Below are 21,602 nucleotides of genomic sequence, written 5' to 3' on the forward strand. Positions count from 1 at the left end.
CCCATTAAGGTGCGAAAAAATCAGGAGGGAAATGGATGTTGATAACCATTGCATCCATAAGTACGGTTTCCAGCATTTTTCCATCCAGTGCGTAACTGACCACCTTTGCAGGAAATCCATATTTGTTATCTAACCAAATGTCATAACGATGAACCGCATCGACAGTCTTTCCTTCTGGGCCGACCACGGATAAATGCAATGTCGACTTCCCCGCGATGATATTTTCCCCGAGGGGAGTTGTTGTACCCCCATTTTGCAGGCTACGAATATTATTCAGCAAAACGCTAAAATCCGATCGATCCACCCGATGACCGTTAGCATCTCGTATCAATGAATCTGTGGGCGACAGGCTCAAAACAGGAAAGTTTCCTACGCCAAATGGCCACAACTTAACTTTGCCATTGACTGGATTATAGATTAGGACTGCACCTGAATGTGGTTCGGTAAAGTCCATCCGTACATAACCCGGTTTACGATAGCTATAGCGGATGATTTTAGTGTCATCAGGCGGTGACAAGGAACGCACCATAACCTGGTAAGATTGGATTTGTTCAAAATGTTGCAGCGAGAGAATGATGGGATCAGTCGTTGTCGAATTCTGCAAAAAAGCGGATGCCACAGCGCTCTTGTCCGCTGCGTGCGCTGTATCGTTAACGTTAAAGATCAGTAATGTTGCAAGCATTACGGCAAAAGAGACTAAGTCGCTAATGATCGTCTCCTGTTTTGAAAGGCCGGTAAACAGGTTATCCCAGCGTTTTGATTTTGTGATTCACTGCCGTCTTCAGAGCGCTGATTAAAGCGATTTTTGCTCCTACGGATCTACCGGGCACATAATCAGTATGTCAGATAAAATCTAAGGCAGTGTTTTTCAATTATTTTAAATAGAAATAAAAAACCTTCATTTCAACATGCCTGGCCGTTATCAGGGCGACGGATAGGCCGACAACAGCCTTAAACGTCAGGGTTGTATAAAAAACTGACGTTGCTGCTTTTATTGTGGTGGGGTACTGGCGGGATCCGGCGGCTTACTGCCATTGGCTCCGTCAGCCAGAGAGCGCCAATTGGTGGTCTTCCGATGAGCGTTTGCAGGATGGCATCGGCTAGCGCCTTTCAACTGATCGATATCCCATTAAGTGTAACGACGCTGCGCAGTAACGGAAAACGCTGGCATCTGACTGTTATCGAGCGAAAGCTACACTGGCACGAACAGAAAAACGCCAAGTGACAAGCATTACGCCGAGGCGTGGTTTTCCAGCAGAACAGGACGGAAACGTCAAACCGTCATCAGGCTACCCAGGGAGACAAACTTATCGGTATCAGGCATCTTTACCGTCTGATTTTTTATTGCCTGGGCAAGATCCTTAAGCATCGATCTGGAGCGCAGATCCAGGCAGTTGTTATAGGTAACGATGTGCGCCGACGGTATTTTCGGAAGACTGACATAGTGACTGGCGTCCGTTAGCTCTTTCAGGTCTGAAACTGTGAGCGCGGTGTCGGGTAAGGGGACGATGCCCAGCCCTGATTTTGCTGCCGCAATGATGGTGTCCATTCCGCCGCCCTGGAAACTATCAAACCATGGGGTTCGAGCTTCAAGTAATAAGTCCAGAATGAGCTTCCTCATACGGCAAGATTCTCTCAGGGTAATCAGCGGTATTTTATCCTGTTTAAAAGCCAATGTTGGAGAGCAATACCATCTATAGTTTTCATTACGTAGATATTCCCCTCCTTTTTTATCGCCATCCTGAGTGATAATAGCTATGTCTATTTTTTTATTTTCGAGTGCGTGCAGGACTTTGGAAGAGCTTTCTACTTTAACTTCAATCATAAGATCGGAATAAGTTTGTCTAATACTTTTAATCGTCTGCATGAGCTGGGTATCCAGCACATGGTCGCTAATGCCAATTTTGATATTTTGGGTATTTTCACCAACGTTGAGCGTTGTTAACGCGCTGGTGTGGGCCACCATCAGGCTTTTAGCCCGAGAAAGGAACGCTTCGCCCTGCGGCGAAAGGTAGATATGACGAGGAGTTCTATGGAAAAGCGGATAACCAAGCATATTCTCAAGTTTTTGAATTTTAACAGTTACTCCCGACTGAGTTATGCAAAGTGACTCCGCTGCCAGGGTAAAGCTATTAAGCTCGGCAACTTTAAGAAAAGCCTCAATTGAATGCATATCCAGATATAAGCCCATCATCATTACCTTTTGTCATTTCTGAAATCAATTTAATGAAATTGTATCACGCTTTTCATTTTGGTAAATATTGTTTGACGGAAAAAGTTTGACTGAAGTACGCGTTCAAAAAAGCATCTTCCCGTGAAAGTTTACCGGAAAATAAAATTTCATCATTCGGGAGTGGCGAGCGGTAAACGTCATTAATCAGGTGAAATAATTACTCATGAATTAGACGCTTTTTCATTCTAAACCTTCCTGGCAACGGAAAGATTAGTCTGGCGGAGTCAATGCTATGAATGTCAAATTCCTGCGGTTCCGAAGAGTGGATTTTATCAAACATATCAAACTCGTGGCGCTTTTAAACGCACAGTTGATCGCCTTATAAGGACGGCAATTTGAACATCGGCAGAGAAAAGATTCTAATCATTGATTCAACGACAGAAAAGCATTTTAAAAAAGCTATTATCGAACAAGAGATCTTGGCCGAGCATGATGTTCAGTTAGTGCATATTAGCCATGTAAATGAACTTCCCTTAACTCTTCTTTCAGAAGTAAATTATCTTATTATCTGGGCATGTGTGCCCGCAGTCAGTTTTGATAAAGCATTTTTATCCAGTTTAAAAAATTGCCGAACTATTGTTAAAGCGGCAGTGGGCTATGACAATATTGATATCTCTGCCGCTCGTGAGTTGGGCATCTCTGTGCTTAACATTCCTGATTATGGGACGGAGGAGGTTGCTGACCATGCTCTGGCACTGATGCTGGGGATTGCGAGAAAACTTGAAGAGATCAATCTCCACGTCAAACAAGGTGGCTGGGATTGGGCAAGTGTCAAAAAGCTCTATCGTCTGCGTGGCCGTAAATTAGGCATTATCGGTTTTGGCCGCATCGGTGGCGCCGTTGCCAGAAGGGCGGCGATGTTCGGTCTGAATGTTCAGTTCTACGATCCCAATGCGGTCAGCGGGCTGGATAAAACGCATGGCGTCGTGCGCTGTGAATCTCTGAAAACGCTTCTGGCGACCTCAGACATAATCTCGGTCAATGCCTCTTTAAATCCCTCCTCCTACCATCTGTTGTCCCATGCAGAATTCGACATAATGAAAAAGGGCGTTTTGCTGGTCAACACCGCTCGTGGCGGAATTATCGACTCTGAGGCCCTTTTTTCAGCCATTAAATCAGGAAAAGTCGCGGCTGCCGGTTTGGATGTCCTGGAAAATGAGCCAAATATTCCCGATTGCTTCAGACAGCTGGATAACGTTCTTCTTACCGCACACTCAGCTTTTTATACGGAAGAATCATTCCTCGAAATGAGAACAAAATCCGCTGAATTGGTTCAACAAAAAATGAACGGGCTACACGTCAGAAACTGCGTTAATGAAAATGCCGGTGAGCAATCTGTACGATACTAAAATATAAAGGCTATGAGCATGTCTATAGATAATAAGATTGAAGTTAAACAGTTTGAAGAAGAAGAAACCCGATTCTCTGAAAAGACCACTCCCTATCTAAGAGAGCTGATTAAGAAAAGCGTAGCAATCAGAGATATGTATGAGTTTAATCCAGAATATGAAACCTTGCCGGCTAATCTGGATGTGGATTTATTAAATGAAAAAACCTCGACACCGGTCTTTGGCACGGTGAGGAAATATGATGGTCAACTGCTGGTGTTGCTCTCCTATACCTGTGCGGCGAACTGTCGTTATTGCGAACGTCAGGATCGAGTCGGGGTGGGTTTGGACGTCGAAGGTAGACTCAAGATGTCTCAGATAGATGATATTGTTGAGTATATTGCCAATGACCCGACCATTTATGAAGTCATTGCCAGCGGTGGCGACCCCCTGACCAACCCTAAAGGACTGCAATACCTGTTTAACAAGCTGAAAGATATCGAGCATGTCAAGGTGGTGAGGATCCACACGCGTTATCCGTTACAAAACCCGGGAAAAGTGCGTATGGAATTAATGGAAGAGTTGGCGAAAGCAAAACCGACGGTCTATTTAAGTCTGCACATTGATCATCCAGATGAGCTTCAGGCTGAGGTTGTCGAGCTTATTCATGCATTCAGAAAAATGGGCTACGTGATGTTAACGCAGACCGTTTTCTTAAAAACAATCAATGACGATAAAGAAACGCTTAAAACGCTGTTCCTGCGTTTATTCGAATTGGGCGTACGACCGTATTATATTTATCATGGCCAGGAAGTGACCTCAACGCGTCGCTTTGTTATGCGTCTGGAAGATGAAATGGCGATCATGACGCAATTACGTAATGAACTCTCCGGTCTGGCTTTCCCGCAGCATGTTATCGATATTCCTAGCGCCTCCGGAAAAGTCGTTGTTCCCAGCGAACACTGGAATACAGACACCGCGACGGTGACTGATTTTTATGGCAAGACGGTAAACACTCACGACTGGTCAACGGTGACTAAGCAAGACGCGCTGGAGGATTGTTAATATGAAAACATTTATCATTCTTCAAAATATTGTCACCTTTCGTACTGACTGGAATAAATTAATCGATCGCGATCAGTTTTCGGTGTGCTTGCTTACCGGCCATCAGGGATGGGGAAATCTCCCTGAAGATCAAAAAGCCTGCTTTGACGATATCAAAATTTGCGATCCTTTTACCGTCGACAGTCTGGAGCAAGCTTGCCGCGATTTGTTCACTGAACGCAATATCAGCGATATGTCTGAAGTGAGAATTATCACCAATGACGAATATTTCCTCGGCCACGCGGCCCAACTGCGTGAAATTTTGGCCATTAAGGGAGCGACATTCGCGCAAATAGAGCCATTCATCAATAAGTTGCGTATGAAGGCGGTAATGGAAGCCGGGAACATAGATGTTCCCAAGGTGCTGCCATTCTCTCCGGCACAGTATCAGTGCGAGCCGGAAAAATATTGTCGGCAGATTGAGAAGGCCGTGGGGTATCCCGTTTTCGCCAAGCAGATAGACTCGGCGGGGAGTGAGAGGATCGCTAAACTCCAAGATCCTGCCGCATTACGTCGCTGGTGCAGCGATAACCGTGACGTCGCCAACTATGAACTCGACGAATTTATCGAAGGGCGTCTATACCATATCGACTCACTGGTTTTTAACGGCAAAATCGAAGAGATTTATATCTGCCAATACAGCTATCCGAATGCGGAATTCATTGAGGGCAAACCTATTGGTAGCCTGCCGCTGGATAAAAATGACCCGCTGTATCAGCTGTTTTATGAATACAATCAGCGCGTATTTGATGCTCTGGGCTATGTGCCGGATGGTGCAACCCACCTCGAAGCCTTCCTCACTAAAGATAATCGTATCGTATTTTTAGAGATTGCGGCCCGAGCGCCGGGAGGTTGGATCCCGCAAATGCATGCACTCTGCTCTGGAAGTAATATTGAAGAGCAGCATTTCCGTTCACAAATGGGGCTATTGCAAAAGTCTGTGCCACAGTCAGAAACTTATGCAGCCTGGGTGTGGTATCCGCACCGTGAAGGGGAATATGCAGACCTCACGAAAGATATCAATATCGTAAATGAGTATAAAACGGTGTGGGAAGTGGAACAGGGTTCGCCGCTGGTTCGTCCACAAAGTGTTCGCGACCGTATCGGCGGTATCCTGCTTTGGGGACCCTCGTTTTCTTCTCTGAAAGAAGATTATCAATGGCTGGTTGATAAATATATTCCTTATCAGCATTTGCAACAGGTCGGCAGTGAGGTAACGGAATGAATACATGGGGTATGTTGAGGTTATGGTGGCCAAGTGCCATTAGCATTAGCTTGCTTAATCTGGAGTTGCCGCTTATTTCGGTGATTCTTTCCGCCTATAGTTTGCAGGCGTCCGGAGATTATGCCATAGCCTTAAGTACCTTTATGTTTGCCAATGCCTTTGTTTTTCCTTTATGCGCAGTCGTTATCAAAATAAAGAAGAGCAGGGAGGCGCTGCTCTTCGCCATGCTGCTTGCTGTCAGCGTCTTTGTTATATTCAATGTCGCCGTCTCAATGTTTAGTGCAAAGATGACGCCACATATTGAATTCATCACTCATTTCTTTTCGCTTTCATTATTGGCCGTAGCCGTTAGGCGTTACTTGCAGGGATGCTGCATTTTGGAGGGAAAAACCGCACTGATGAGCCGAGCTTCATTAGTGCGGGTCCTGGTCTCGGTCATCGGTTGTTTTACCTTGACCCGATTTCAAGTGCCTGTCGATATGGCGGCAATCGTGGCACTTGTTTGCGGAGCATATACGGAGGCGGCCCTGCTATTAGTCATGGTACGCTGGCAGGGGATACGCTTATATGACAACTCAACTCATAACTATACTGAGGTGCTGGCGCCGTACTCCTCGGCTTTCCTTATGTCGGCTTCGTCACTGATGAGCAATATCATCGTTGTGATCTGTTTAGGGCAAGTCGCAGAAGGGGACGCTATTTTAAAGTACTGGCCGCTGACCTTCGGGATGATATGTATTTCGATAGGCTCTGTACTTGATATCGAAAGCATTCTGCTCAAGATCCTTGGCCATCAGCCGAAACGAAAGTCATTATTTATATTCTTTGGTATCCAATGCCTGGCGGCGCCGGTGCTTTTTGTATTGCTGTGTGTCATCCTGAATGGCTTCGATTTATTCCCGGCAGGGGGTAAAACGTTATATATGAATGCTGGTTTCTTTATCGCCATTATCTTTATCTCGACGCTGTGGATTGTACGCGGCTATTTTCGTTCTGTCATAATGACGAATAACCGACTTGGCATTATCAATTTAAGTATCTTCACTGCGTTGGTTACGCCTATTCTGGTCTTTTACCTCTTCCCCATCGCTGATTATGGCTTAATGCTTTCGGTGAGCATTTTTTCTGCCCTGATAGTGGTTGAACTTCTGTGTTATGGGGTTTGTTATCTTACACGTGGAGTAAGCCGATCACAGTGGGTGAAAAATTAGATGATTAAGAAGTGTGCTATTTTTGTTTTCTGTATCAGGTGAATGTAAATATCAATATCAATATTATAAATGCGCCCATTTCGGTGGGCGTTGATGACGTTTTTTGTAAAATTTAAGGCAAGGTGAGTAATAAAGATGACAGCCGTAACGAAATTTATCCCTTATACCCAACGTACCATTAGTAAAGCCCCTCAGTGGGAAAAGTTTACTCCCGAAATGAAACATACCGTTGAGGTGCTGAGTCAGGTTTTACCCTTTCGTGTAAATCAATATATCCTCGATGAGCTCATTGACTGGGATAATATTCCCGATGACCCGATTTTTCGTCTGACGTTCCCGCATCGTGAAATGCTCAGAGAAAACGAATTTTCCCAGCTCAGTGATGCTATCCGTCAGGATAAAGATGAAGCCACGTTGCATGCGATCATCAATAAAATCCGCCATCGCATGAATCCACATCCGGCGGGCCAGCTTACGCATAATGTTCCCATGCTCAATGGCGAAGCGGTGCAGGGGCTCCAGCACAAGTACAAAGAGACAGTGCTATTTTTCCCCTCTGCCGGTCAAACTTGCCACGCTTATTGCACCTTTTGTTTCCGCTGGCCACAGTTTGTGGGTATGGATGAACTTAAATTTGAGGCGCGGACTTCCGCACTGCTGGTTGAATATCTCAAACGCCATACCGAAGTTTCCGATGTATTAATCACCGGAGGCGATCCGATGATTATGAATGCGCGTGCTTTAGGTGATTATATTCGCCCTCTGCTTATTCCAGAGCTTAGCCATATCAAGAATATTCGTATCGGTACCAAGTCAGTGGCTTATTGGCCTCAACGCTATGTCACCGATAAAGACGCCGACGATGTATTACGCTTGTTTGAAGAGGTCGTGGCTGCGGGTAAAAATCTTGCCCTGATGGCACACTATAATCACCCTCAGGAGATCATGCCTGAAATAGCCCAGACTGCGTTGAGGCGTATTATTTCCACCGGTGCTACGGTGAGAATGCAGTCTCCGCTGATCCGCCACATTAATGAAGATCCAAAAGGGTGGGCGACCCTATGGACCACCGGTGTGCGCCTTGGGGCTATCCCTTACTACATGTTTGTCGAACGCGATACCGGCCCCAATGAATACTTTGGGCTTCCTCTCTATAAAGCCTGGGAAATATTCCAACAGGCCTATCAATCGGTATCCGGCCTGGCGAGAACGGTACGCGGTCCCTCAATGAGTGCCTTCCCGGGTAAGGTCATGATTGATGGGATAACAGAAATCCGCGGTGAGAAAGTCTTTGCGCTGCAATTTCTTCAGGCGCGCAATCCAGACTGGGTGCGTCGCCCCTTCTTTGCAAAATATGACCCACAGGCCTCGTGGCTGGATCACCTACGACCTGCCTTTGGTGAGTCGCATTTCTTTTTCGAAAATAAAGACAAAACCACGCCCTTAGAAGAAATGGCCAGAATCGTCACTGCATAAACTGCTCGGAATGTAAAAATGACACCTGAATATGAAGTCTATGCGCTGCGCTACGCAGAACATAAAAACCGGTCGCGCAATGAAAACTTTATTTCGCACGATGAACACGATAACAGTGATATGCCGCTCGATTTTTATTGCTGGTTAATTCGCCATGAAAACACTGTGCTCATGGTGGATACCGGCTTTAATCGAGAGCTGGCCCAGAAACGTAATCGACATTATTACAGCTCGCCAGAGTCGCTGTTGCAAAAGCTGGATGTCGATGCAAACAGCATCGAAAAAATTATCGTCACGCACATGCATTATGACCATATCGGCAATCTCAAGGCTTTTCCCAATGCCACGCTGTATATGCAGGAAAAGGAGATGCACTACTGCACCGGCAGACACATGCTGCATCGCTATGTGAGAGCACCTTATGATCCGGAGAATATTGCCAATGCGATTTATCGCCTGCATGAAGGCAAAGTACGCTATGTCGGCAAGCATGAGGAGATTTTACCGGGTATTAATACGCAGCTCGTGGGGGGCCACACCGAAGGGCTGCAAATTGTCACGGTAAATACCGCGCGGGGCAAAATTGTATTGGCCAGCGATTCCGCGCATTACTGGCACCATGTTGATGCCTCAACGCCGTTTCCAATTGTGATGGATATCCCCGATATGCTCGCGGCGCATAATATCATGAAGCAACTTGTACCCGACCTCACCTATATTATCCCCGGCCACGATCCGCAGGTGAGAACGTTATTCCCGCGCTTTAATGGCGAGGAAAATATTGTACAGCTCCACCTTCCTCCAGAAGGAGAGATCCGTGCGCGTTAATCATCTCGCTATTATTGGTTTTGGTCCTCGTGGCCTGAATGTGCTCGATCGCATTATTGAAAATGTCATTAACGATGGCATTAAAGACCCTATTCACCTGCATATTATTAACCCTGGGAATCCGGGGCAGGGAAGCCATCCTGCAGAACAGCCTGATCACTTATTGGTTAATACGGTCTCGTCTCAAATCACCCTGTTTGCGGGCAATAGCCATGCATTGAAAGCCGGGGGGGAATCGTTTATTCAGTGGGCAAAAACAGCAGGTTACAGGCGCGATAACGACACCTTTATGCAAAATGGCGTCGGGGCAGAGTTGACCGATATGGAGTATTTGCCACGCTCCATGCTGGGTGAATACCTCGCGGATTACTATCAGCGTTTGCTTAAGCTTTTACCGGAAAATATCACGCTTACCGAATATCATCAGTTAGCCGTGAACCTGACGAAAGATGACCGCTTTACTGTGATTCTCGAGGACGGAAAGAGTATTGCCTGTGATTTCGTCTTCCTTGCCACCGGGCACGGCTATCGCAAACCCACGGACAGCGACAGCCGTTTATCGGCATTCAGCGAGCGTCATCGCGATCGCAATCCGCTGCTGGCTTATCACGCGTCCCCTTATCCGGTTAAGCGGCTCGATACTCTTTCGGAAAAATCTCGGGTGCTTATTCAGGGATTTGGCCTGACGGCGCATGATGCCATTTCGGCGTTGACCCTTGGGCGTGGGGGGCGCTATATCAAATCGGCAGACGGGCTTGAATATATCGCCTCGGGATTGGAGCCGAAAATAATGCTGTCCTCACGCCAGTGTCTGCCGTTTGCGGGGCGGGGAGTTAATCAGAAGGGGCTAACCGGCCGTCATACCGGGCAATTTCTGACGCCTGCGGCGGTAGAGGCGATAGGTGCCAGAAATATCGCCGAGCGAAATTCGAAACAGATCGATTTTCAATCGCAGATACTGCCGCTCTTAATTAAAGAGATGGCTTATGCCTGGCAGTGCGCGCAGACGCAAACGCAGTTGGAGCCGAGCACATTCAGCGCCGATGAAAACGTTGTCGAGCAGATTGAGCAGGTGCTCTGGCCGCTGCGTAACAGGACGTTTGATGACTATCAGTCCTGGTGTGCATTCTTCCTTGAGTGGGTTAACCATGACCTGCAACAGGCTAAATCAGGGAATATGAACAGCCCGTTAAAGGCGGCAACCGATGTATTGCGCGATGTGCGAGAAGCCTTGCGCCGGGCGGTTGAATGGAATGGGCTGACGCCAGAGTCACACCGCTACTTTATCGAATCCTTTAATCCGATTATTAATCGCGTCTCCTTTGGCCCTCCGTTACGCAGAAACCAGGAGCTACTCGCCTTGTTTGCTGCCGGCGTGGTCACGCTTGGCGGCGGTCCCGCGACCGAGATTGTTTGCGATGAAAGCCAATCCCGCTTCGTCCTTCGCGGCCAGTTTACGCGGCAGAATTATGAGAGTCCGGTTGACGCCATTATTATCGCCAGGCTCGACGGATATTCACCCCTGACTGATGGCAGCGAACTTAATCGTAATCTGCTGAAGAACGGAATCATCACGCCTTATATGAATGGTGACTATCATCCGGGCGGTATGGCGGTAGATAAAGGTCTGCACCCGATTAATGCCAACGGAGTGGCCGACGAAAATCTTTGGGCGATCGGTTTCCCCATTGAAGGTGCGCATTACTATACCCACGCCTTGCCGCGTCCACATTTGCCATCGCGACAGTTTGAGGATGCGAATATAGGCGTGAAGAGTTGCCTGCGCCGTCTCGTCCGTCAGGAATATCCGCTCGCGATCCCGGTGGAGACATCAGCATGACAGATCAGAATGTCTTGCAGCAGGGAAACTTGCGTTCATTCAGTCGCTATCTGGTGGATAACCAACGTCCTCGCGAAGACAGCGTCATCTGGAAGCAATCGTCCATTCTGCAGGCCCTGCAGACAGAAGAATTCACCACCCGCGGCGCACTGTTTCTTGAAAACCCTCATCGGGAGAAGCAGGGCGAAACATTGCATGACCTGTCCGTCACCGTTCAGGTCATTCATCCTGACGCTCGCACCATGCCACACTCTCACTCTTTTTGGCATCTGTATGTGGTGATATCCGGAAAGGGGGAACTGGTGGTGGATAATAAATCCCCGACGCCGTTGGCCAGCGGTGACATTATTTATGTACCGGCATGGAGTGAGCATCAGTTTATTAATCAAGAGAATGAAAATCTGGTTTTGTATGTGATCCAGAATTTGCCGGGTATGGCAAAGCAGGGAACGCTATTACGAAACGATGGAGATAAAACGTACTCGACTCATTCGCAATAAATTACTTAATTATTAAAGGTATCATCATGGCTGAAATATCTTCGTCCCCATCGTTGAGCGCATCCAAAGTGATGACGCGCATCTTTTTGCCGTTTGCTTTTGGGCATTGCACGTCATTTCTGTTCAGGAATATTAATGCCGTATTATCACCGTTTCTGATTTCGGCAATGTCGCTGTCAGCCGGGCAGCTCGGCATTTTATCCAGTGCGTATTTCTTCTCGTTTTCCCTGGCGCAGTTGCCGGTTGGGCTGGCGCTTGATCGCTATGGTCCGAAACGTGTGCAGCTCTCTTTGCTTGGCGTAGCGGTCGTGGGGGCGGTGCTGTTTGCTGTCGGGCATAGCTTCACCACGTTATTGTTGGCGAGAATACTCATCGGGCTGGGGCTGGCGGCATGTTTTATGGGCTCGATTAAAGTGCTGTCATTTTGGGTGCCGGCACGCAAATTACCGTCGATTCATGGGTATCTCCTCGCGGCAGGCGGGTTGGGCGCGATGTTGTCTACCTTGCCGATTGCCTGGCTGGTGGGGTTTATCTCCTGGCGGACGCTGTTTTTTGTCATGGCTGGCATCACGCTGGCGGTTATGTTGGCTATCGCCTTATGGGTACCGAAAGATCCTGTCGAACACAAAATGGTGAAGTGGCCGAGCCTCGCCTCATTGCTGGAAGTATATAAAGATCGGGCGTTTCGCAAAGTGATCGGCCTGTTGCTGCTCCCTCACACTGTCGCTTTTGGTTTACAGGGGCTGTGGATGGGGAAATGGTTGCAGGACGTGGGGCAGTATAGCAATGCGGAAACCTCTATTTATCTTTTCGTCGGCATGGGGGCGGTCGTGGTGGGGTCGCTGTCCGTGGGCGCGATAACGCAATGGGCCGGAAAATTTAACATCAAACCGCTGGACGTGGGCGGTATCGGCATTGCGCTGTTTTTGGCCGTGCAGGTGCTTTGCGCGTTGAATATCGTGCCTTTGCTTCCCGCATTGTCGATAGGCTTCACACTCATCGGTACCATCGCTGGCCTTGAATACACCATCGTCGCGCAAAATGTGTCACCGGCAATGACCGGCCGCGCGGCGACCTGTCTCAACCTGCTTATCTTGTTTGGAGCCTTCCTCACGCAAACGCTGTTCGGGGTGATCATTGGATTCTGGCCAATGGATACCGCAGGTCATTACCCGCAAATAGCCTATCAGGCCGCGTTTGGTTTCATGATCCTCCTGCAGGCGCCTGGTTTCTTCAAATGGCTCGTCAGTGTGATGAAGCGTGGCTCACTGAAGACCGCGGATGACAGCTTATGATAACGCTCTATGGTTGCCGCACGTCGTCTGCGTCGAAAAGAGTACGTATTGCGTTGTGCTTAAAAGATATTGAATATCAATATGTTGAGGTTGATTTGCAACAGGGTGAGCACCTTGCGCCTTCTTACCGCGAACTCAATGCACAGAAAAAGTTGCCGTTGTTAATGCATAACGGACAGATATTGACGCAGTCACTGGCCATCATCGAATACCTTAACGATATCCAAGCCGGGTACGAGGTCCTGCCGCGCGAGCCGCTGGCGCGGGCCTGGTGTCGGAGTTTTGCTGCTCTGTTCGCGGCCGATTATCACCCGTTGATCACCCGTCGCGTGGTGGACAGGTTGCGGGCGTCAGGTCTGACCGAAAATGCCATCGGTAGCTGGAAACTGCAATGGCTGGACGAATCGCTGAGAGTGGCAGAAAAAACCTTGTCGCAGAGAGCCGTTCAACACGCTTTTTGCTGCGGCACTTCTCCAACGATGGCGGATATTTGTCTCTTTGCGCAGTGTGAGTCGGCGCGTAAACAGGGGATAGATTTGAGCTGTCACAAGACCGTGTTCGGCATTTACGCGCTGTGCAATGAGCTTGATGCCTTCAAAGAGGTTCAATAAAAGGAACTGGACGCCGCCCGGGGGGAGGGTCCAGAAAAATGCGCTTTAGAGTTGAAGCCCATATCTACAATAAAAAGAGAAGCCGGAAATGAATACCTTTAAGAAAACAGCAGTGGCGATAGCGTTCTTGTTGGCAAACGGTGCGGCGAATGCCGCACCGGCAGAGAAAATCAGTGACCCGTTGAAGTGGCCCGCGCAGTGCGATGCGGTCAAATTCTCTGAGAGCGACCTAAGTCTGGACAGGTTGCCTGATATGGATCCGCAGAATGCCAGCCCGGAGCAACTTGCCGCCATTAAAAAAATCAGTGCCGGACCGCGTGGTTGTATTTTCGGGCCGTTTTCGGTGTTGCTGAGAAGCCCTGAATTGCTGACGCGCGTTCAGATGCTGGGTGAGCACGTGCGCTTCAACTCCGAACTGCCTATGCGTATCCGTGAGTTCGCCATTCTGATTGCCGGCCGCGAAGTGCAATCGCCCTACGAGTGGTATATCCATGAGCCGATTGCCTTACGCTCAGGCGTGACCCGTGAAACCGCCGATGCCCTCGCCGCACAGCGCCGTCCTCAACATATGACCCACGATGAAGCCATCGTCTATCAATTTGTCACCGAACTGCATAAAACCCATATGGTGCAAGATGCAACCTATGACGCAGTCAAAGCGCGTTTTGGCGAGTCAGGCGTGGTTGAGTTGACCGCGTTGGACAGCTATTTCGGGCTGCTAGGCCAAGAACTTAACGTCGCGCGTACGGCCGCACCGGAAAATGTACAGCTTCCTTTCAACCCACCGTGGAAATCATAAGGCTGCACAATGTCACTTACCATTACCGAAGAGTGTATCTACTGTGATATCTGCCGCCCGGCATGCCCCAATAGCGCAATCTCCGCAGGCGATGAATATTACGTCATTGACCCTAACCTTTGCACCGAATGCGTGGGTCATTATGATGAACCGCAATGTCAGCAAGTGTGTCCGGTGGAATGCATTCCGCTCTTGCCAGAATTTGCCGAAAGTAAAGAAAGGCTTTGGGAGAAATATGCGTTAATCACCGGGTAGGCTGCTTCCTGACAAAGGCACCTGATAAAAATACGCCGAGGCGTAATGCCGGTCAGTTAAACCTGACTGGCATTTTTTATCCAGTCTCTGGGCGTCCCGGGCAAGAGAAATTGCCGTAAAGAGGGGCGATAAGATCACAAAAGCAAAAAGCCCGCTTAAGTTTCCTTAAGCGGGCTTCTCTAATTTGGCTCCTCTGACTGGACTCGAACCAGTGACATACGGATTAACAGTCCGCCGTTCTACCGACTGAACTACAGAGGAATTGTGTGAACGGCCGCAATCTTAACGGGGTGTCGGCGGCATGTCAAAGGCGGATTACGTATTCTGTGACTGTTTGCTTACAGAATGCGCAAGCCGTTGAGCTTTTGGCAGATTTACCCCGCCATACCTCAAGCTGACTCTGCATTGATGCCCCGCATCGGTGACGGGCGCAGAGAAATAAATCGGTTACCTTCAATCATGCGCGGCGAGCCGAATAGCCGCTTAATTCTCGGTGTTGGCGCGGTAAACCCGCTGTGGGCGGCCAACCTTGCCGTAAATGATCTCGGTGCGGAGCTGTTGGGCGGCAGTGGCAAACTCCAGATAACGGCGCGCGGTGGTGCGGCTCAGCCCCATATTTTTCGCCACGCTTTCGGCGGTGTGATGGGCTGAAGGTTGGTCGAACAAGGCACGTATTTTTTCCAGCGTGAGTTCATCGATACCCGCCGGCAAAGCGGCCTGTTGTTCACCGCGCGAATAGGTATTGAACATCTCGTCAATACGGCGCTGGTTAAGGCGCGCGTTATCTTTCAGCGCCTGGCGCCGCTGGTTGAACCGCAGCAGGGTACCGGCCAACCGGTCATAGGCCAGAGGTTTGATCAGGTAATCGAACACCCCGTAACGCAGCGCTTCGGCTACCGTATCCATATCGCTGGCGGCGGTGATAAACACGATGCCGCCCGTGTAGCCGTTCAGGGTCAACTCGCGCAACAGTTCAATACCCTGGCCGTCAGGCAGGAAGTTGTCCAGCAGGATCAGATCCGGCCTGAACCGCTCCACCATCATGCGCGCCTGCCCCAGCGTGCCGGCCAGCCAGATTTGTCGGCCGCCGCCGTTCTGCTTGATGAACTCCGCATGCATCTCCGCCAGCGGTGTTTCATCTTCGACGATCAGAATATTTAACCATTCCATAATTAAACCCGTATTGGCAAGAAAAATGCAAAGTTAATGTAAGTTGGTCGCGCCTAAAAATAAACGTCACTTTATGAATAAACACCATAAAAATAATTAAGTAAATAAAAAACATTAAATACATTATTGATGGGTGACTGTTTGTGAAACAGGTCAATAATTCGCGTTTTTTTTCTGTTTACCATAGCTTCATCAAATGAATTTATCACAAATATTAATTTCAACTTTATGGTTTTAAAGGTTTTATTTCTTGGTGTTAATGTTAATTAAAATGGTTTTTTGTTATTCATTGGTTATTCCAGAGAGACAGTTATGTTGGGCGGAGCTGTATTTAATCGGGTGAAAAGATCAGATCATAAAGAGATTGCGCAGATTAATGCCTTTCTGCGCAGTAACGATCTGAATATTGATACTACGGTAGAGGTTTTTATTACCGTGACCCAGGACGATAAGTTGGTCGCCTGCGGCGGCATCGCCGAGAATATTATCAAATGCGTCGCCATCAGCCCGCAAATGCGCGGCGAAGGGCTGGCGCTTACGCTGGCGACCGAACTGGTGAACCTGGCCTATGAACGTCACTACACCCAACTGTTTATCTACACCAAACTGCAAAACGAGCCGTTGTTCCGTCAGTGCGGCTTCTACCCGATAGCCCGGGTGCCGGGCATCGTGGTGTTGATGGAAAACAGCCCGTGCCGCCTGAAACGCTATGCGGCCCGGTTGGCAAGCCAGCGGCGGCCAGGCACGCGAATCGGCAGCATCGTAATGAATGCCAATCCTTTTACCCGCGGCCATCAATATCTGGTGCGCCAGGCGGCGGCGAAATGCGACTGGTTGCACCTGTTTCTGGTGAAAGAAGACACCTCGCGTTTCAGCTATGAGGATCGGCGGCGGCTGGTACTGGCGGGTACCGCCGATATCGCCAATCTGAGGGTACACGAAGGATCGCAATACGTTATATCCCGCGCCACCTTTCCTTGCTATTTCATTAAAGATCAGGGCATTGCCGACGACTGTTACACCGAAATCGATCTGAAGATCTTTCGGCAGTATCTGGCGCCCGCGCTGGGCATTACCCACCGTTTTGTCGGCAACGAGCCGTTCTGCGCGGTAACGGCGAAGTACAACCGCGATATGCGCTATTGGCTGGAAACGCCAGAGCTGCCCAGCCCGCCGATCGCCCTGGTGGAAATTGAGCGTTTGCAATATCAGGGCACGGCGATCTCCGCCTCCTGGGTGCGCAAGCTGCTGGCGGCGGGGGATTTCCACGCCGCCGCGCCGCTGGTACCGCCAGACACCCTTTATTACCTGCAAGATTTGCAAATGCAGCGCCGGGCCAAACCGGCGGCCAAACCCTTTGGTTTACTGCCCAAGCCCGTTATTAGGGAGAGCGTGCCGAAGGGGTCGTAACGGCCTTGGCCGTCGGAGCGCCCCTCGGTGCGCCAGGCCCGGGTATCTCGGGCGTGAAGACCATTTTGTGATTAAACCCTTTGTATCCGCACAATCAGGTGAACGATGAAAATTATCCGAGAAGCAATGGCCGGCACGCTGGAATCCAGCGATGTCATGGTGCGTATCGCACCCGCCGAGGGGCCGGATCACGATCTGCTGATCGCCAGCAGCGTGGAAAAACAGTTCGGTCAAGCCATCCGCCAAACGTTGCTCGACGTGCTGCAGCGTTATCAGGTGGAGCCGGTGCAGGTGATGGTGGACGACAAAGGTGCGCTCGACTGCGTGCTGCGCGCCCGGCTGGAAACCGCACTGATGCGTGCCAGCGACAATGGCCAACTGCCGTGGGGGACGCGTGATGAAAACGCTGAATAAACACCGCCTGCGCCGCAGCATGCTGTTCGTTCCCGGTGCCAATGCGGCCATGGTGAGCAACGCCTTTATCTATCAGGCCGATGCACTGATGTTCGATCTGGAAGACTCGGTGATCCTGCGTGAAAAAGACGCGGCGCGGCGGCTGGTGTACCACGCGCTGCAACATCCGCTGTACCGGGAAGTGGAAACCATAGTACGGGTCAACGCGCTGGATTCGGCCTACGGGCTGGCGGATCTCCAGGCGGTGGTGCGCGGCGGGGCGGATATCGTGCGCTTGCCGAAAACCGACAGCGCGCAGGACGTCGTGGAGATGGAGCGCGAAATTGCCGCCATCGAGGCCGACTGCGGCCGCCCGGTCGGCAGCACCGGCCTGCTGGCGGCGATTGAATCGGCGGTGGGCATCACCCACGCGGTGGCGATTGCCCATGCTTCGCCGCGCCTGATCGGCATTGCGCTGGGCGCGGAGGACTACGTGCGCAACCTGCGCACCGAGCGTTCGCCGGAGGGTATCGAACTGCTGTTTGCACGCTGCTCGCTGTTGCAGGCGGCGCGGGCCGCCGGCATTCAGGCGTTCGACACCGTGTATTCCGACGCCAGCAACGAAGCCGGATTCCTCCAGGAAGCGGCGTTGATCAAACAGCTCGGTTTCGACGGCAAATCCCTGATCAACCCTCGACAGATCGAACTGCTGCACAACCTGTATGCGCCGACCGCCAAAGAGGTGGCCCATGCCCAGCGGGTGGTGGACGCCGCCGCAGCGGCAGAGCGGGAAGGGCGCGGGGTGGTGTCGCTCAACGGCAAAATGGTCGACAGCCCGGTCATTGAGCGGGCCCGGCTGGTGCTGCAACGTGCGGCGCTTTCCGGCATCCGCGAAGCGTCGGTTCAGCAGGAAGAGGAAGCATAATGAAACGTCAACAACGACTGATGACCCTGAACAACCTGGCGGACCTGCGTTGCTATCAGGATGCCTCCAAGGCCAATCGGCAGGCACGCAAACCGCGTGACGGTAAACGCTGCGACACGCTGGAACAGGCGGTGCGCCGCAGCGGGTTACAAGACGGCATGACCCTCTCCTTCCACCATGCGTTTCGCGGCGGTGATCTGGCGCTGAATCAGGTGATGGAGACGCTGGCGGCGATGGGGTTCCGCAATCTGACGCTGGCTTCCAGCTCGCTTAGCGAATGCCACGCGCCGTTGGTCGGCCACATTCGTCACGGGGTCGTGAGCCGCCTCTACACGTCGGGCCTGCGCGGCCCGTTGGCGGAAGCGATTTCACGCGGCCTGCTGGCCGAACCGGTACAAATCCATTCCCACGGTGGCCGGGTCAACCTGATCGAGTCCGGCGAGCTGAAGATTGACGTCGCCTTCCTCGGCGTGCCGGCCTGCGATGAGTTCGGCAATGCCAACGGCTACAGCGGCGAAGCCTGCTGCGGCTCGCTCGGTTATGCCAAAGTGGATGCCGAAGCGGCGGGCACCGTGGTGCTGTTAACCGAATCGATAGTGCCTTACCCGCACCATCCGGCCAGCCTGGCGCAGGATCGGGTGGATCTGATCGTTCAACTGGAGCGAGTGGGGGACGCCGACAAGATCGGTGCCGACGCCACGCGCATGACCTCCAACCCGCGTGAGTTGCTGATCGCCCGGCGCGCCGCCGAGGTGATTGCCGGGTCCGGCTACTTTACCGAAGGTTTCTCGCTGCAAACCGGCACCGGTGGCGCTTCGTTGGCGGTGACGCGCTTCCTGGAAGACAAAATGCGCGCACGCGGCATTCGCGCCGGTTTCGCCCTCGGCGGCATCACTTCGACCATGGTGGATCTGCATGAAAAGGGGCTGATTGCCCGGCTGCTGGACGTGCAGAGCTTTGACCGCGCGGCGGCGATGTCTTTGGCGCGCAATCCCAACCACATTGAGATCAGCGCCAACCAGTACGCCAACCTCAGTTCGAAGGGCGCTTCGGTTGACCGGCTCGACGTGGTGGTGCTGAGCGCGCTGGAAATCGACACCGGTTTTAACGTCAACGTGCTGACCGGCTCCGATGGCGTGCTGCGCGGCGCTTCCGGCGGCCACTGCGACACCGCAGCGGCGGCGCGGCTGGCGATCATCGTGGCGCCGCTGGTGCGCGGGCGTATTCCGACGCTGGTGGAGCAGGTGACCACCTGCGTGACCCCCGGCTCCAGCATCGACATTTTGGTTACCGATCACGGTATTGCCGTCAACCCGGCGCGCCCGGAGCTGGCGCAGCGGTTGCAGGAGGCCGGTTTGCCGGTGGTCGGTATCGACGGGTTGCGCGAGCGAGCGCTATTGCTGACCGGCGAGCCTGAGCCGATAGCCTTTACCGATAAGGTGGTGGCTGTGGTGCGCTACCGCGACGGTTCGGTGATCGACGTGGTGCATCAGGTGGCGGAGTAACCCTATGGCTTACGTCGCCCCCGAACTGGCTGCCAATCGCGCCGTGAGCCTGCCGGAACTGCTCATCAGCCGTGATTGCCGCCAGGCGCGCCAACAAGCATGGCTGGCGCGCCATCAATCCACGTTGCTGGTGTTGACGCTGGTCGTGCCTGGAGCGCGAAAAGACAGCGCGCTGACGCGCAACATCTTCAACCTCGGCTGGCAGGCGCTGCAACAGCTATGGCGCGAGCAAGGTTGGCATTGTCTACAGGCTGAAACGCTGGCGCTCGCCACCGGCTGCGAAGGCTTTCTGGCGTTGCAGGCCGATGCCCGGCGGGTGAAAGACTGCGCCGTGCAACTGGAGGTACAACAGCCGATTGGCCGGCTGTGGGATATCGACGTGCTGGACACCCAGGGGCGTATTTTGTCGCGGCGAGATCTGGGGCTGACGGAGCGTCGCTGCCTGTTGTGCAACCTGCCGGCCAAACTGTGCGCCCGCCAACGGCGGCACGGCAGCGAACAATTGCTGCAGCAAATGGAAAGGATGCTCAATGATGCGCTCTCAGCCCGTTAAGCCTGTCAGGCGTGCGCCGCCAACGGCGGTACAGGATTTCGCCCGCACCGCCTACCGCGCACTGCTGGTGGAAGTGAACCTCACGCCCAAACCGGGACTGGTGGATCGCCATAACAACGGCGCTCACCGGGATATGAACCTCGGTCACTTTTATCGCAGCGCCCGCGCCATCGGCATTTGGCTGCCGCGTTTTATCCGGCAGGGCTGCGACGATGCCGCCCGCCCGGCCGAAGAACAGCTGTTGCGGCTGCGCCCGCTGGGCCTGGCCTGCGAAAACCATATGTTCAAGGCCACCGGCGGCGTCAACACCCATAAAGGCAGCGTGTTTTCCCTCGGCCTGCTGTGCGCCGCTTTTGGCCGCCGCTATCAGCAGCAAAAGAAGATCGATGCCGCAACGCTGTGCGCCGACGTGGCGGCCATGTGTCGTGGGCTGGTGGCGCGCGAGCTGCAAACTCGCAACGCATTGCAGACCGCCGGCCAGCGGTTGTTTGCCGAACATGGCCTGAGCGGCGCACGCGGCGAGGCGGAGTCCGGTTTTAGGCTGGTGATCAACGGCGCGCTGCCGTTCTACCGACAACGGCTGAAGGCGGGCTGCGATGAGCAGACGGCGCTGATGGACAGCCTGCTGTGGCTGATGGCCCATAACCAGGACACCAACGTCGCCTCGCGCGGCGGCCTGGCCGGGCTGCGCTGGTTGCAGCAGCGTGCCGGCGGGCTGCTGGCGCAGGGCGGGGCCACGGGCGTGCGGGGCAGGCAACGCCTGCGGCAGTTCGATGCCGACTGCATCCGTCGTCACCTCAGCCCTGGCGGCAGCGCCGATCTGTTGATCGTCACCTGGCTGCTGGCGCAATTACCCCATTCCGATATCCCTGTGGCCATTCACGCGGCAACGTGAAATCCACCGGGTATAGCCAAAAAAATAACCCGTCTTCAGGAGAGTC

The 21,602-nt window shown here is 52.0% G+C and carries 22 protein-coding genes and 1 tRNA gene; 19 read left to right on the plus strand and 4 right to left on the minus strand.

Annotated features, from left to right (window positions below; translation table 11 throughout):
* Positions 1-4: 4 nt before the first annotated feature.
* Complete coding sequence (locus QZQ97_RS01630) at positions 5-682, minus strand: DUF1571 domain-containing protein (protein ID WP_442994791.1); 678 nt, start codon at positions 680-682, stop codon at positions 5-7.
* Between the two features lie 317 nt (positions 683-999).
* Here QZQ97_RS01630 and QZQ97_RS01635 point away from each other — a divergent pair, with 317 nt between their 5' ends.
* Positions 1,000-1,104, plus strand: coding sequence for a hypothetical protein (locus QZQ97_RS01635; protein WP_442995183.1), 105 nt, complete (start codon positions 1,000-1,002; stop codon positions 1,102-1,104).
* 169 nt (positions 1,105-1,273) lie between these two features.
* Here QZQ97_RS01635 and QZQ97_RS01640 read toward each other — a convergent pair whose 3' ends face one another.
* On the minus strand, positions 1,274-2,197 hold the full coding sequence (locus QZQ97_RS01640) for a LysR family transcriptional regulator (RefSeq protein WP_311991950.1): 924 nt from the start codon (positions 2,195-2,197) through the stop codon (positions 1,274-1,276).
* A 371-nt stretch (positions 2,198-2,568) separates the two neighbouring features.
* Here QZQ97_RS01640 and QZQ97_RS01645 point away from each other — a divergent pair, with 371 nt between their 5' ends.
* The 12 genes from QZQ97_RS01645 (at position 2,569) to QZQ97_RS01700 (ending at position 14,705) form a co-directional block, all read left to right on the plus strand.
* Positions 2,569-3,582, plus strand: a complete 1,014-nt coding sequence (locus tag QZQ97_RS01645; protein ID WP_311991951.1) for a C-terminal binding protein — start codon at positions 2,569-2,571, stop codon at positions 3,580-3,582.
* A gap of 18 nt (positions 3,583-3,600) precedes the next feature.
* Complete coding sequence (locus QZQ97_RS01650) at positions 3,601-4,626, plus strand: KamA family radical SAM protein (RefSeq protein WP_311991952.1); 1,026 nt, start codon at positions 3,601-3,603, stop codon at positions 4,624-4,626.
* Between the two features lies 1 nt (position 4,627).
* A complete protein-coding gene (locus QZQ97_RS01655; protein WP_311991953.1) occupies positions 4,628-5,890 on the plus strand; it encodes an ATP-grasp domain-containing protein in 1,263 nt (420 codons plus the stop codon).
* On the plus strand, positions 5,887-7,101 hold the full coding sequence (locus tag QZQ97_RS01660; RefSeq protein WP_311991954.1) for a hypothetical protein: 1,215 nt from the start codon (positions 5,887-5,889) through the stop codon (positions 7,099-7,101). The genes QZQ97_RS01655 and QZQ97_RS01660 overlap by 4 nt, the downstream gene beginning before the upstream one ends.
* 135 nt (positions 7,102-7,236) lie before the next feature.
* Positions 7,237-8,577 (plus strand): KamA family radical SAM protein, encoded by a 1,341-nt coding sequence (locus tag QZQ97_RS01665; RefSeq protein WP_311991955.1) that lies wholly within the window; start codon positions 7,237-7,239, stop codon positions 8,575-8,577.
* Positions 8,578-8,595: 18 nt separating this feature from the next.
* Positions 8,596-9,405 (plus strand): N-acyl homoserine lactonase family protein, encoded by an 810-nt coding sequence (locus QZQ97_RS01670; RefSeq protein WP_311991956.1) that lies wholly within the window; start codon positions 8,596-8,598, stop codon positions 9,403-9,405.
* Positions 9,395-11,245 (plus strand): FAD/NAD(P)-binding protein, encoded by a 1,851-nt coding sequence (locus QZQ97_RS01675; protein WP_311991957.1) that lies wholly within the window; start codon positions 9,395-9,397, stop codon positions 11,243-11,245. Before QZQ97_RS01670 ends, QZQ97_RS01675 begins: the two co-directional genes overlap by 11 nt.
* Complete coding sequence (locus QZQ97_RS01680) at positions 11,242-11,745, plus strand: cupin domain-containing protein (protein WP_311991958.1); 504 nt, start codon at positions 11,242-11,244, stop codon at positions 11,743-11,745. Before QZQ97_RS01675 ends, QZQ97_RS01680 begins: the two co-directional genes overlap by 4 nt.
* Before the next feature lie 26 nt (positions 11,746-11,771).
* The gene (locus tag QZQ97_RS01685) at positions 11,772-13,040 is read left to right on the plus strand and encodes an MFS transporter (protein WP_311991959.1); all 1,269 of its coding nucleotides are present in this window, start codon (positions 11,772-11,774) and stop codon (positions 13,038-13,040) included.
* On the plus strand, positions 13,037-13,651 hold the full coding sequence (maiA, locus tag QZQ97_RS01690; protein WP_311991960.1) for a maleylacetoacetate isomerase: 615 nt from the start codon (positions 13,037-13,039) through the stop codon (positions 13,649-13,651). Before QZQ97_RS01685 ends, maiA begins: the two co-directional genes overlap by 4 nt.
* An 88-nt stretch (positions 13,652-13,739) precedes the next feature.
* Positions 13,740-14,450, plus strand: a complete 711-nt coding sequence (locus QZQ97_RS01695; RefSeq protein WP_311991961.1) for a carboxymuconolactone decarboxylase family protein — start codon at positions 13,740-13,742, stop codon at positions 14,448-14,450.
* 9 nt (positions 14,451-14,459) lie between these two features.
* Entirely contained in the window at positions 14,460-14,705 is a 246-nt protein-coding gene (locus tag QZQ97_RS01700; RefSeq protein WP_311991962.1) for a YfhL family 4Fe-4S dicluster ferredoxin, read from the plus strand.
* A 185-nt stretch (positions 14,706-14,890) separates the two neighbouring features.
* On the opposite strand, the gene QZQ97_RS01705 is transcribed toward QZQ97_RS01700, so the two are convergent.
* Together QZQ97_RS01705 and dpiA are read right to left on the minus strand one after the other, a co-directional pair.
* Positions 14,891-14,966: transfer RNA gene (locus QZQ97_RS01705), tRNA-Asn, on the minus strand.
* A 222-nt stretch (positions 14,967-15,188) separates the two neighbouring features.
* The gene (gene dpiA / locus QZQ97_RS01710) at positions 15,189-15,875 is read right to left on the minus strand and encodes a two-component response regulator DpiA (protein ID WP_311991963.1); all 687 of its coding nucleotides are present in this window, start codon (positions 15,873-15,875) and stop codon (positions 15,189-15,191) included.
* Positions 15,876-16,187: 312 nt separating this feature from the next.
* On the opposite strand from dpiA, the gene citC reads away from it, so the two are divergent.
* The 6 genes from citC to citG all read left to right on the plus strand — a co-directional run bounded on the left by citC (position 16,188) and on the right by citG (position 21,556).
* Positions 16,188-17,285 (plus strand): [citrate (pro-3S)-lyase] ligase, encoded by a 1,098-nt coding sequence (gene citC / locus QZQ97_RS01715; RefSeq protein WP_311991964.1) that lies wholly within the window; start codon positions 16,188-16,190, stop codon positions 17,283-17,285.
* Between the two features lie 105 nt (positions 17,286-17,390).
* Positions 17,391-17,699, plus strand: a complete 309-nt coding sequence (citD, locus tag QZQ97_RS01720) for a citrate lyase acyl carrier protein (RefSeq protein WP_311991965.1) — start codon at positions 17,391-17,393, stop codon at positions 17,697-17,699.
* Positions 17,683-18,603 (plus strand): aldolase/citrate lyase family protein, encoded by a 921-nt coding sequence (locus tag QZQ97_RS01725; RefSeq protein WP_311991966.1) that lies wholly within the window; start codon positions 17,683-17,685, stop codon positions 18,601-18,603. Before citD ends, QZQ97_RS01725 begins: the two co-directional genes overlap by 17 nt.
* Positions 18,603-20,108, plus strand: a complete 1,506-nt coding sequence (citF, locus tag QZQ97_RS01730) for a citrate lyase subunit alpha (protein WP_311991967.1) — start codon at positions 18,603-18,605, stop codon at positions 20,106-20,108. The genes QZQ97_RS01725 and citF overlap by 1 nt, the downstream gene beginning before the upstream one ends.
* A gap of 4 nt (positions 20,109-20,112) precedes the next feature.
* Positions 20,113-20,661, plus strand: a complete 549-nt coding sequence (gene citX / locus QZQ97_RS01735; protein WP_311991968.1) for a citrate lyase holo-[acyl-carrier protein] synthase — start codon at positions 20,113-20,115, stop codon at positions 20,659-20,661.
* Positions 20,642-21,556: a triphosphoribosyl-dephospho-CoA synthase CitG gene (gene citG / locus QZQ97_RS01740; RefSeq protein ID WP_311993859.1), complete on the plus strand. Its 915-nt coding sequence runs from the start codon at positions 20,642-20,644 to the stop codon at positions 21,554-21,556. Before citX ends, citG begins: the two co-directional genes overlap by 20 nt.
* The last annotated feature ends 46 nt before the right edge of the window (positions 21,557-21,602 follow it).

Origin of the sequence: Serratia sp. root2, assembly GCF_031931805.1 — a bacterium.
Taxonomy (GTDB): domain Bacteria; phylum Pseudomonadota; class Gammaproteobacteria; order Enterobacterales; family Enterobacteriaceae; genus Serratia; species Serratia inhibens.